The 12,957-nt window shown below is 37.8% G+C and carries 8 protein-coding genes; 5 read left to right on the top strand and 3 right to left on the bottom strand.

The window, feature by feature from the left end:
* Positions 1–89: 89 nt before the first annotated feature.
* Positions 90–713, bottom strand: coding sequence for a thioredoxin family protein (locus tag ACQV2X_RS08090; protein ID WP_428874506.1), 624 nt, complete (start codon positions 711–713; stop codon positions 90–92).
* 147 nt (positions 714–860) lie between these two features.
* Here ACQV2X_RS08090 and ACQV2X_RS08085 point away from each other — a divergent pair, with 147 nt between their 5' ends.
* The 5 genes from ACQV2X_RS08085 (at position 861) to rpoC (ending at position 11,253) form a co-directional block, all read left to right on the top strand.
* Positions 861–1,469: a class I SAM-dependent methyltransferase gene (locus ACQV2X_RS08085; protein WP_428874505.1), complete on the top strand. Its 609-nt coding sequence runs from the start codon at positions 861–863 to the stop codon at positions 1,467–1,469.
* A gap of 60 nt (positions 1,470–1,529) precedes the next feature.
* The gene (locus ACQV2X_RS08080; RefSeq protein ID WP_428874504.1) at positions 1,530–2,876 is read left to right on the top strand and encodes a TrkH family potassium uptake protein; all 1,347 of its coding nucleotides are present in this window, start codon (positions 1,530–1,532) and stop codon (positions 2,874–2,876) included.
* Between the two features lie 16 nt (positions 2,877–2,892).
* Positions 2,893–3,558 (top strand): potassium channel family protein, encoded by a 666-nt coding sequence (locus tag ACQV2X_RS08075; RefSeq protein ID WP_428874503.1) that lies wholly within the window; start codon positions 2,893–2,895, stop codon positions 3,556–3,558.
* 370 nt (positions 3,559–3,928) lie between these two features.
* Positions 3,929–7,537 carry a DNA-directed RNA polymerase subunit beta gene (rpoB, locus tag ACQV2X_RS08070; RefSeq protein WP_428874502.1) on the top strand — a complete coding sequence of 1,203 codons (3,609 nt, stop codon included), beginning with the start codon at positions 3,929–3,931 and terminating at the stop codon, positions 7,535–7,537.
* An 89-nt stretch (positions 7,538–7,626) separates the two neighbouring features.
* Entirely contained in the window at positions 7,627–11,253 is a 3,627-nt protein-coding gene (gene rpoC / locus ACQV2X_RS08065; protein WP_428874501.1) for a DNA-directed RNA polymerase subunit beta', read from the top strand.
* A 320-nt stretch (positions 11,254–11,573) separates the two neighbouring features.
* Here the strand turns inward: rpoC and ACQV2X_RS08060 are convergent, their stop codons facing one another.
* Together ACQV2X_RS08060 and ACQV2X_RS08055 are read right to left on the bottom strand one after the other, a co-directional pair.
* Positions 11,574–11,717: a hypothetical protein gene (locus tag ACQV2X_RS08060; RefSeq protein WP_428874500.1), complete on the bottom strand. Its 144-nt coding sequence runs from the start codon at positions 11,715–11,717 to the stop codon at positions 11,574–11,576.
* Positions 11,718–12,172: 455 nt separating this feature from the next.
* On the bottom strand, positions 12,173–12,841 hold the full coding sequence (locus tag ACQV2X_RS08055; protein WP_428874499.1) for a prepilin peptidase: 669 nt from the start codon (positions 12,839–12,841) through the stop codon (positions 12,173–12,175).
* Positions 12,842–12,957: the final 116 nt, after the last annotated feature.

The raw sequence follows: 12,957 nt of genomic DNA, 5'->3' as shown, positions 1-12,957 counted from the left end.
TGAAGTAACCAGTCGGTTACCTCACCTACTCATCAACCCTATTTGACAAAGAGCCCAATTTAGATGAGGGCGATTTTTAAATAGCTTAATTAATTAAGCTTTAGAAGGAATTTTTCTAAGTCAGCCATTGAATTGGAGTTTTCCAATTTACTGTCTACTTTACCATCTTTAACAATGAGCAGTTGGGGAACCGTGGAAATTTCAAAGAAATTATCGACAACATCACGGAAATTATCATCCTCCATTCGCTCATCGGCATTATAATAATGATAATTTAGGTTCATTTCTTTAGCTAATTGATTTAACTTAGGTAGAAAAACACGACAATATGGACAAGAATCAAAACCTACATAGATTAGTTTGGCTTCATTTTTAGAATCTTCGATAACTGCTTCATAAGCAGTTTGACCTTCTATTTTAGAAAGGTTAGACATCTTTAAAGGGGCGATACTTACTTCATCGGCATATTTTTCAATCTTGTCTAGCTCTTTATAGACTTTTTCTTTCGTTTCTTTATCTAAGTTTAAAAGAATAAGGTCTTCCTTAAAAGAAACTTGACCATCTTCTCCAATGTAGTCGCTTTTTTCAATCTTGCTTTTTTGATTTGTGATTGGATTTTCTTGTTTGTCTATTTTAGAATCATTTAGTTGGCAAGCAGTTAGTAAGAAACAGACTGACATTAGTAGGAACAATTTTTTATTTAATAATTTCACTGTAAACTTCCTTTATAAAAAGCTTAGTAATGGTTTAACTCTTATAGAAAATATTTAATTACTTAAGCATGATAATAATTAAATTATATCACTTTTTTAGCAATAATGTTAAGATATATGAGATCGATTCAAGCAAGGGGTGTATTTATGTCCGATCATTATTATAGTCAGCAACCACAAAGCAGTCATGATGAACGTTATATTGAAGCACAGCTTTTTCACCAAAGTTATCAGTTTTCTACCGATGCGGGAGTTTTTTCCAAAGGTAGAGTGGACTTTGGTTCGCGCCTCTTGATAGAAAATTTTTTAAAGCTTAATCAAAGTATAAATTTCGGCCAACTATTGGAGTTAGGCTCAGGTTATGGGCCAATTTCGGTTGCCATTGCTGATCAATCGCAGTCACTTCAAGTGTTGGGTTTGGAAGTTAATCAGCGAGCCTTGGCATTAGCTAAGGAAAATATGCGATTGAATCGAGTGACAAATCTGGATTTTATACAAGCAGATGTTGTCACTCATAATTTCGAGCCAATTTATGATTATGTTTTAACTAATCCACCTATTCGAGCTGGTAAGACTATTGTTCAGCAATTTGTGACCCAAGCCTATCAAGCACTAAAAGAGGAAGGACAGTTATGGCTGGTTATCCAGAAAAAACAAGGGGCACCCAGTATGAAAAAGTTTATGGAAGAAACATTTGGAAATGTCAGTGAAATCGATCGCTCTAAAGGCTATTGGATTTTACAATCCATCAAGTAGTTTCAAGATTAAACACATTGGTTTTAAAAAGTCATTATTGATTAGAGGGGAAGCGTTTATTTGTTCGATAAAGTTAAAAATTATGTTACTCAGATTTCAGCTCCTATTTATATTGTGCTGACGTTTGTCGTGATTTCCTTTATTGGAGGAATACTATTAGCCACTCCTTTAGCTAGTCGATCAGGTGAATGGACGAAGCTAATTGATGCTTGGTTTACAGCTGTTTCAGCTGTTTGTGTAACGGGAAATGTAACAGTTAACACTACAGACCATTGGAATTATTTTGGACGAACGATTATTCTAGTTTTAATTGAAATTGGTGGACTTGGATTTATGACCTTATGGGTTACCGTTTTTATCTATATGGGCAAGCAAATAAATCTAAGACTGCATAAAGTTTTACTTGAATCTTTAAATATCTCCGATATTTCTGAAGTTAGAAATCTTTTGAGCTATATCATCCAATTCTCTTTGATTGTACAGATTATTGGGGCGGCTTTATTAGGAATTGACTTTATTCCACGCTTTGGCTGGTTAAAAGGAACTTATTATGCCATCTTTCATAGTGTGTCCGCCTTTTGTAATGCCGGTTTTGATTTGTTGGGAGATTCTATGATTGGTTTCCAAGACAATCCTTTAGTTCTCCTAACTTGTATGGGTTTGATTATCATTGGTGGATTAGGTTTCATTGTTTGGCGAGATTTGCTAACCTTTTATCGCAATCGTAAATTATTGTGGCATACTAAAATAGTTTTGACTACAACGGCTATTTTACTCCTTTTAGGAACAGTATTATTCGCTCTAACTGAACAACCTAGTCCTTTGTTTAAGGACCAACCCTTCTTTATTAGACTTGTAAACTATCTTTTTCTAGCGGTGACACCACGAACCGCTGGCTTTTCGAATGTGGACTATACCGCTTTATCATCTGCCGGCATTTTCTTAACCATTGTCTTAATGTTTCTAGGCGCTTCTTCGGGATCCACCGGGGGTGGGGTTAAGACCACTACTTTAGCAAGTCTTTTAATTTTTTCTTCTTCAGCTATTCGTCGTAGAGGATCGGTTATCTTTAAGCGTACCATCCCTGAAGGAGCTATTTTGAAGGCCATCTTTATTTTAATTTCAGGCTTAAGCTTAATTACCTTTGTCACCATGATCTTGTTAATAACAGAAACAATTCCTCCAGGATTCGGCATCGAATATGTAGTAGTAGAAGTTGTCTCTTGCTTTTCAACAGTTGGTTTAAGTATGGGTTTAACCCCTAATTTAACTGGTATTGGTAAAACCGTTTTAATTTTTATGATGTTTATTGGTCGAATCGGGTTGTTAACTATTTTTTGGTCAGCGAGTATGGGAAGAAAGCCATCAAAGATTAAATACCCGCATGGTAACTTGATGATAGGATAGAAAGGGAGAAACTTTCATGAAAAAAGAAATCACAGCAGTTTTAGGTCTCGGATTATTCGGAACATCCTTAGCCAAAACTTTAGCGGAAAACCACAAGCAAGTAATCGTGATTGATCGCGATATGGAGCTAGTTGAAGCTATTGCTAGTAAGGTGGAAGTGGCTGTACAAGGTGACTTTACCAAGTATGAAGTATTAAAAGAAGCCGGAGTTGGTGAAGCACAAATGGCAATTATTGCCTCCTCTTCAAAGTTTGATAATACGATTACTACCTTATTATCTTTACAAAAGTTAGAAGTACCGACCATTATCGCAAAAACGCGCAAAGAAGAGTATAAAGAAGTGCTTTTGAAATTAGGTGTTGATCGCGTTATTTTACCCGAAACAGATATGGGGATTCGGATTGGTAATGAACTGACCAATGATTCGGTACTCGATTTAATTCAATTAGACGCTCAGAGCCACATTGTTGAATTTACCGCTCGTAAGAATTGGATAGGGAAGACGATTGAAGAAATAAATTTTAGAAGCCGTTATGATATTAATTTGATTGCGATTAAGTCTCGTATTGAAGAAGGATTTGATATTAACGTCAATCCAGACTTTATTATTGAAGAAAGCGACCTCTTTGTCGGCTTAACCAACACCAATAATGCGAAAGTTTTATTAGAAAAAGAAATTTAAGATTTTATATTTATAAGACCACTTGCTAATTTAATTCGAGTGGTCTTTTGCTTTTAAAGTCTGAGAAAGAAAGTCTTGACTTTGATAAAAAATAAGTGTAATATTGAATAACGCATAGCGTGAACATTGAATTCAAAATGGCACCGAAATATTGTCCGGTCGGCGATTTTGGCAGAGTAAACAAAAGATTGAGGAAGCTTAGGCGATTAAAATCAATTCTTTTGTCTTTTTTTTGCCCTTAAAAAGGACAAAAAGCATTTTGTTATCAAATTATAATATTTGTAAACATATTGTAATCTGCCGGTCGATAGTTAAAGCAAGCCCAGAAGAATCACCATTCGCTACGTAATATTAAAGAGGGGTGAATTGTTTGAGTCAGCATCATATCGTGAAATATGGTAAAAAAGCAGAACGTCGTAGTTATGCACGAATTGATGAGGTTTTGGAATTACCAAACTTGATTGAAATCCAAACCGATTCCTATCAATGGTTTTTAGAAGAAGGATTAAAGACCATGTTCCAAGATATCTCGCCAATCGTCGATCATACAGAAAATTTAGAACTTTATTTCCATGATTACTCATTTCAAGAGGCTAAATATACAGTAGAGGAAGCTCGTTCCCACGATGCCAACTACTCTAAACCAATCTATGTTAATTTGCGCTTAGTTAATAAGGAATCTGGTGAAGTAAAAGAACAAGAAGTATTCTTTGGCGATTTCCCAATTATGACGGATATGGGAACCTTCATCATTAATGGGGCAGAACGTGTTATTGTTTCACAATTAGTACGTTCTCCAGGTGTCTACTTCCATGATAAAGTAGACAAAAAATCAAGACATACTTTTGCTTCAACCGTTATTCCTAACCGAGGAGCTTGGCTAGAATTTGAAACGGATGCTAAAGGAATTGCCTATGTCAGAATTGACCGGACACGTAAATTGCCAATTACAGCCTTAATTCGTGCACTTGGTTTTGGCGAAGATGACGAGATTGTTGAAATCTTATCTGAAACCACCCTATTGAATGACACTTTAGCTAAAGATGTCCATAAAAACATTTCTGACTCCCGTGCTGAAGAAGCCTTGAAAGATATTTATGAACGCCTACGTCCTGGTGAGCCGAAGACAGCAGATTCTTCACGTAACTTATTAACGGCTCGTTTCTTTGATCCAAGACGTTATGATTTAGCGCCAGTTGGACGTTATAAGATTAATAAAAAACTCCACTTAAAGCACCGTCTTTTAGGAATGACACTCGCAGAAACTTTGGCAGACCCAGAAACAGGTGAAGTACTCTTCACAGAAGGAACTGAACTTTCTGCAGGAGATATTGAACGTTTAATCCCTTACTTAGATAATGGTTTGAATGTTTATACTTATACTCCTTCACCAGATGGTGTGATTGGTGAACCGATTGACTTGCAAGTGGTCAAAGTATACTCCCCTCTTGATTCGGACCGTGTGATTAATATTGTCGGTAACGCTAATCTTGAAGGAGTGCATCACTTAACCCCAGCAGATATTATCGCGTCAATGAACTACTATTTATTATTAAATGAACAAGTAGGCTCAACAGATGATATTGATCATTTGGGCAACCGTCGTATTCGTTCAGTCGGTGAATTACTGCAAAATCAATTCCGTATTGGCTTATCGCGTATGGAAAGAGTAGTCCGTGAAAGAATGTCCTTACAAGATATTTCAACAATGACACCGCAACAGTTAATTAATATTCGTCCAGTTGTAGCGGCTATTAAAGAGTTCTTTGGCTCTTCTCAATTATCACAATTTATGGATCAAACCAATCCATTGGGTGAATTGACTCACAAGCGTCGTCTTTCTGCTTTAGGACCGGGAGGGTTAACACGTGATCGCGCTGGTTATGAAGTGCGTGACGTTCACTACTCTCACTACGGTCGTATGTGTCCAATTGAAACACCAGAAGGTCCAAACATTGGATTAATTAACTCCTTATCTTCATATGCAAAAATAAACCGTTATGGTTTCATTGAAACACCTTATCGTAAAGTGGATAAGGCTAACAAGACCGTTACAGAAGAAATTGCGTATTTATCAGCAGATGAAGAAGATTTATACATCATTGCTCAAGCTAACTCTCGTTTAAATGAAGATGGTACTTTTGAAAATGACACGGTTATGGCTCGTTATAAAGACCAAAACTTAGAGGTCAAAACTAACACAGTCGATTTTATGGATGTTTCACCAAAACAGGTAGTTGCAGTAGCAACGGCATCGATTCCTTTCTTAGAAAACGATGACTCCAACCGTGCTTTAATGGGAGCTAACATGCAACGTCAAGCAGTTCCTTTAATTCGTCCCAAAGCACCGATTATCGGAACAGGTATTGAGTATAAAGCTGCTCACGACTCGGGTGCGGCATTGATTTGCCGACGTCCAGGTCGGGTAACCTATGTGGATGCTGAACGTATTCGTGTGCAATTAGAAGATGGTTCCGTTGATGAATACCGCTTAACTAAATTTGCACGTTCCAATGCGGGAACATGTTACAACCAACGTCCAATTGTTGTTGTTGGAGATCAAGTTGATGCTAATGAAATTTTAGCAGATGGATCTTCGATGGAAAACGGTGAAATGGCCTTAGGTCAAAACCCATTGGTAGCCTTTATGACTTGGGATGGTTATAACTACGAGGATGCCATCATCATGTCTGAACGTCTAGTTAAAGACGATGTCTATACCTCTATTCATATTGAAGAATATGAATCAGAATCACGTGATACTAAGTTAGGACCAGAAGAAATTACGCGCGAAATCCCTAATGTTAGTGAGGAATCCCTCAAATATTTAGATAAAGATGGAATTATTATGGTCGGTGCGGAAGTACGCGATGGAGATATTCTAGTCGGAAAAGTCACACCAAAAGGTGTGACTGAATTGACAGCAGAAGAACGCCTCTTACACGCTATTTTTGGTGAAAAAGCACGTGAAGTTCGTGACACTTCCTTAAGAGTTCCCCATGGTGGTGGTGGAATTGTGCACGATGTTAAGGTATTCACTCGTGAAAATGGCGACGAGCTTTCACCAGGAGTGAATAAATTGGTTCGTGTTTATATTGTTCAAAAACGTAAAATTCAAGTCGGTGACAAGATGGCTGGACGTCATGGAAATAAAGGGGTTGTCTCTTTAATCATGCCGGAAGAAGATATGCCATTTATGCCTGATGGGACACCAGTTGATATTATGTTAAACCCATTAGGGGTGCCTTCAAGGATGAATATTGGACAGGTCTTTGAATTACATTTAGGAATGGCCGGACGTCAATTAGGCATTAATTTTGCTACACCTGTCTTTGATGGGGCGAATGAAGAAGAGGTTTGGGAAACAGTTAGAGAAGCCGGATTAGAACCGGATGCTAAGACAACTCTATATGACGGTCGTACTGGAGAACCATTTGACCGAAAAGTTTCAGTCGGTGTCATGTATATGTTGAAACTCGCACACATGGTCGATGACAAGCTGCATGCACGCTCAACGGGCCCATATTCATTAGTAACCCAACAACCGCTCGGAGGTAAAGCACAGTTTGGTGGACAACGTTTTGGCGAGATGGAAGTTTGGGCCTTAGAAGCCTATGGTGCAGCTTATACCTTACAAGAAATCTTGACTTATAAATCAGATGATGTAGTAGGTCGTGTGAAGACATACGAAGCCATTGTCAAAGGAGAAGCTATTCCCAAACCTGGTGTACCAGAATCCTTCCGTGTATTAGTTAAAGAACTACAAGCTTTAGGATTGGACTTGAAAGTCTTGGATGCTGAAGATAAAGAAATTGAACTATTGGATGATGACGATGAAGATGATGTAATTAACTTTAATGCGCTTGAGAAGTATAAAGAAGATCAAAAAGCCGCTGAAGAAAAGAGCGTCGTTCAAACAAGTGAAACTAATGAAAGTTCAGCCTCAATTACTAGTGGAGATACAACTAAAGAGGACTAGTAATGTCTAAATGCCTTGGAGCCATTGGAGAAAAGGCACTCCATTAATTGGTGGAAACACCAGCTTAAATCAAGAAGGAGGTCGGCCCCTTGATAGATGTTAATAAATTTGATTCCATGAAAATCGGTCTCGCATCCCCAGAAAAAATTCGTTCATGGTCTTATGGGGAAGTCAAAAAACCAGAAACCATCAACTATCGAACTTTAAAACCCGAAAAAGATGGACTCTTTTGCGAGCGTATTTTTGGTCCTACCAAGGATTGGGAATGTTCTTGTGGGAAGTTAAAACGTGTTCGCTATAAAGGTCGCGTATGTGACCGTTGTGGCGTGGAAGTGACTCGCGCTAAAGTTCGTCGTGAAAGAATGGGGCATATAGAATTAGCAGCCCCAGTTACTCATGTGTGGTATTTCAAAGGGATTCCAAGCCGTATCGGCTTGATCCTTGACATGAGCCCGAGACTATTAGAAGAAGTGATTTATTTTGCTTCTTACATAGTTATTGATCCAGGCGATACGGGTCTAGAATATAAATCATTACTCACTGAGACAGAGTATCGTGAGAAAAAACGTGAGTTCGGCAACCGTTTTTATGCCAAAATGGGTGCAGAAGCGATTAAAGAACTCCTACATGCAGTTGATGTAGATGCTGAGATCAGTGGTTTACGAGAAGAGCTTAAAACGTTGACTGGACAAAAAAGAACGCGAGCGATTCGTCGTTTAGATATCTTGGATTCTTTCCAAGAATCAGGAAACAAACCAGAATGGATGGTTATGGATGTTTTGCCAGTTATACCACCTGATTTAAGACCGATGGTTCAGTTGGAAGGAGGACGCTTTGCAACTTCTGACTTAAATGATCTTTACCGTCGAGTGATTAATCGTAACAATCGTTTGAAACGCCTTTTAGATTTAGGTGCACCAAATATTATTGTGCAAAACGAAAAACGAATGTTACAAGAGGCAGTAGATGCTTTGATTGATAATGGTCGTCGTGGACGTGCTGTTACTGGTCCTGGTAATCGTCCATTAAAATCTCTTTCTCACATGCTTAAAGGTAAACAAGGACGTTTTCGTCAAAATCTTTTAGGAAAACGTGTGGACTATTCTGGTCGTTCGGTTATCGTTGTTGGACCGTCTTTAAAAATGTACCAATGTGGAATACCAAAAGAAATGGCCATCGAACTATTTAAACCGTTCGTAATGAAAGAATTAGTAGAACGCGAAATAGCTAGCAACGTAAAAAATGCTAAACGTATGATTGAAGTTCAACATGATGCGATTTGGCCTGTTATTGAAGATGTTATTAAGGAACACCCCGTACTACTTAACCGAGCACCTACTCTTCACCGATTAGGTATTCAAGCTTTTGAACCGGTTTTAATTGAAGGGAAAGCAATTCGTCTACACCCATTAGTATGTAACGCTTATAACGCTGACTTTGATGGGGATCAAATGGCAGTTCACGTACCGTTATCTGAAGAAGCTCAAGCTGAAGCCCGTCTGTTAATGTTAGGTGCACAAAACATCCTAAGTCCTAAGGACGGTAAGCCAGTTGCAACACCTTCACAGGACATGGTGCTTGGTAATTATTATTTAACAATTGAAGAACCGGGACGTGTGGGCGAAGGAATGATTCTAAGCTCCATTTCAGAAGCGGAGATTGCATATCAAAATGGCTATGTGCATTTACATACCCGTGTAGCGATTCCTGCTAAGTCTTTCACTAATAAAACTTTCACTGACTGGCAAAGAGAACGTTTAATGGTTACAACTATTGGTAAATTATTCTTTAACGAAATCATGCCAGATGAATTCCCATATTTAAATGAGCCATCAAATGAGAACCTAACGCAACAAACACCTGATAAGTACTTCTTGGAACCAGGTGTAAACGTTAAAGAAGCTATTGAACAGATGGAGCCTGTGTCACCGTTTAAGAAAAAAGATTTTGGTAATATTATTGCTGAAGTCTTTAAACATTATCATATTACTCAAACATCAATTATGCTAGATAAGATGAAAGATTTGGGTTATAAATATTCTACGCAATCAGGTATCACCGTAGGGGTAGCGGATGTTCTCAGTTTAGATAGTAAAGCAGAAATCTTAGAGAAAGCTCATGCCAAAGTTGATGAGATTACTCGAATGAGACGACGCGGACTTCTAACTGAAGACGAGCGCTATGAAAATGTTATTCGTACATGGGAAAAAGCCAAAGATCAGATTCAAAAGGATCTACAAAAGAGCTTGCCACGTCTAAACCCCATCTTTATGATGTCTGACTCTGGTGCCCGTGGTAATATTTCTAACTTTACCCAGCTAGCCGGAATGCGTGGGAATATGGCGGCTCCTTCTGGGAAAATCATCGAATTACCAATTACATCCAACTTCCGTGAAGGCTTAAACGTTATGGAAATGTTTATCTCCACTCACGGAGCGCGTAAAGGGATGACCGATACGGCCTTGAAGACCGCTGACTCAGGTTATTTAACACGTCGATTAGTTGATGTCGCTCAAGATGTCATTATCCGTGAGGAAGATTGTGGAACAGACCGTGGAGTTGAAATTCGTGAAATTGCCGATGGTAATTCGGTTATTGAGTCCCTAGAAGAACGTTTACAAGGACGTTATGCACATAAATCAGTCATTCATCCAGAAACTGGAGAAGAAATTGTTAAGGCTCAAGAATTGATTACAGATGAGAAGGCTGCAGAAATTATTAAAGCAGGTATTGAAGCTGTAACTATTCGTTCAGTCTTTACATGTAATACTGACCATGGTGTATGTAAACATTGCTATGGACGCAACTTAGCGACTGGATCAGAAGTAGAAGTTGGAGAAGCAGTAGGTACAATCGCTGCTCAATCTATCGGTGAGCCTGGTACTCAGTTAACCATGCGTACCTTCCATACGGGAGGGGTTGCCGGTGGTGGTGATATTACTCAAGGTTTACCACGTATTCAAGAAATTTTTGAAGCGCGTGTTCCAAAAGGACAAGCAACCATTACGGAAGTTGCCGGAGTTGTTACTTCGATTGAAGAAAAATCAAGCGAGCGGTTGAAAGAAATTACCGTTACAGGAGTTACGGATAACCGCACTTATAAAGTGGCTTATGCTGCTCGCCTTAAAGTCAATGAAGGCGATCGTGTAGAACGTGGTCAAGCCTTAACAGAAGGATCAATCGATCCCAAAGAATTATTAGCAGTTACTGACGTCTTAACGGTCCAAAAATACATTATGCGCGAAGTTCAAGCCGTATATCGTGGACAAGGGGTAGAAATTGGTGATAAGCACGTTGAGGTGATGGCTCGTCAAATGTTACGTAAAGTTCGTGTAATGGACCCTGCTTCTACATCTATTTTACCAGGGGCCTTAATGGATATCGCAGACTTTGCTAAGGCTAATAAAGACACCATTACAAGTGGGGAAACACCAGCTACGGCTCGACCCGTCTTACTTGGAATTACTAAAGCTGCTCTTGAGACAAAATCATTTATCTCAGCTGCTTCCTTCCAAGAGACAACACGTGTCTTGACCGATGCGGCCATTCGTGGAGACCGTGACTACTTAATTGGTCTAAAAGAAAACGTCATTATTGGTAAATTAATCCCAGCTGGTACTGGAATGAACAGCTACCGTGATTTGGAAATCCAAACCACTCAAGATACTATTCCTATGCCAACTGAGATAACAGAGGAACCACAGCAAATGAAATAAACAAAATAGATTAAACCCTTCAATTATTGAACTGCTCCCCCAAAAGTAAAACTATTTTAGGGGGAGTTTTTCATAATTGAAGGGTATTTTTATATGATATATTGCAATAATTATTACGACACTTCTGTTAACAAATTCAATTCCTCAATATAACGTTCAAAGGGTGCTTCAAACGCTAGACATTTCCTTGGTTTAGCGTTTACTTTATAGATAGCTTTAAACAAGTCTTGATCCTTTAGCTGTGCGAAATCCGTTTTCTTAGGAAAGAATTCCCTTAGCAAGCCATTGCTGCCTTCATTGGTGCCTCTTTGCCATGCACTCTAGGCATCGGCAAAGTAAAAACCTATCCCTAACTTACTCTCTACTACGTCATAGCAAGCGAATTCTTTTCCTCTATCGGATGTGAATGTTTTAAAGGCTCCTTGTGGTAAGGATTTTGTTAATTGATAAAGCGCTTCTAACATAGATTGTTTACTTCTGTCTGGTGTTTTTATCGCAAAATAGGTACGAGTCTTCCTTTCTGCAAAAGTAGCTAAACATTCTTTGCTTTTTCCTCAAGAAGATACTAGAATATCAAGTTGTCAGTGTCCAAATTCAGTGCGCTTCTTCACCACTTTGGGTCTTTTCTAAACAGAAGTGTTGATATCAAATCTTTCTCTTCTTTCTTTCGTTTTTTTTAGAGTGACCTTTTCTCCTTAACACCTGCAAGGAAACGGATAAAGTCTCCTTATATATCCAATTATAGAATGTCTTAAAGGAGAAGGTATTTGGGAAAAGTCTTACTTCTATCATCCGTGGTAATATATAAGGCTCATAACAATCTCTTTCATGTGTATGTTTTATAGTAATGACATTTTACATGAATTAAATTTGTTATGAGTTTTATTTTTACTCGTGTTGCATTAAATTTTACAATGCATCATATCAAAACATAACTAGTTATAAAAGAAAATATTAAAAAAGGGATAAATGGAATTATTTTACTTTTAGAAAGATAACAATACAAAAGTCCAAGTGAAGCTGCTAAAAATAAAAAGTAAGGAATAGAGCCTAGGGGAATAAACAATAGAGAAATACAGATGAATTTTAAATCGGCACCTCCCATCCAATACTGTTCTGTTCTTATAAGAAGAAAGCTGATAAGACAGAAAATAAGAAAATACTGAAAGGGAATAATATTATATGAATAATTATAGAGTAATCCGAGCGTCAAAAAAGAAAGTTGTAGAAAATCAGGAACCCACTGATCAAGTATATCCATGAAGGTCATGAATAGAAAGATAAGTAATAAAATCAGATTAAAAAAAGAAAAAGCAGTGAATAGAAAAAAGAAGAAAGAGCAGAGTCCACCAAACAATTCAAAGTAAAAGTGATTGACACTTATTTTCCGACAGCAAAAATAACAATGCCCCTTCAGCAATAAATATGAAAACAAAGGAAATAACTGCCAAAAGTAGAGTTTGTGCTGGCAATAATCACAAGAAGATCGTGCTTTCCAACTAAAGCTTTTATTTATAATGGAATAAGAAAGATAGTAAACAAAACTCGCTATACAAGATCCAATATAAAAGTACAGTATATGAGTCATCATTAACTCCTTTTATAAGTTATAGGCTTAAATACACGTAAAAAAGAAAAAAAGTGCTAAAAATTATGTCAACCGTAAATGAAAATGTCCTGAAATTTTAAAAATTTGCGGGATAA

Origin of the sequence: Facklamia sp. P12945 (assembly GCF_050409485.1) — a bacterium.
In the GTDB taxonomy this organism is placed as follows: Bacteria; Bacillota; Bacilli; order Lactobacillales; family Aerococcaceae; genus Facklamia.
The sequence above is the reverse complement of the archived record's forward strand: the minus strand, read 5'-3'. Positions and strand labels throughout refer to the sequence as shown.

Coding starts and splice junctions, on each gene's coding strand:
- ACQV2X_RS08085 (WP_428874505.1), top strand. CDS start 861: ATGTCCGATCATTATTATAGTCAGCAACCACAAAGCAGTCATGATGAA.
- ACQV2X_RS08075 (WP_428874503.1), top strand. CDS start 2,893: ATGAAAAAAGAAATCACAGCAGTTTTAGGTCTCGGATTATTCGGAACA.
- ACQV2X_RS08060 (WP_428874500.1), bottom strand. CDS start 11,717: ATGTTAGAAGCGCTTTATCAATTAACAAAATCCTTACCACAAGGAGCC.
- ACQV2X_RS08055 (WP_428874499.1), bottom strand. CDS start 12,841: ATGACTCATATACTGTACTTTTATATTGGATCTTGTATAGCGAGTTTT.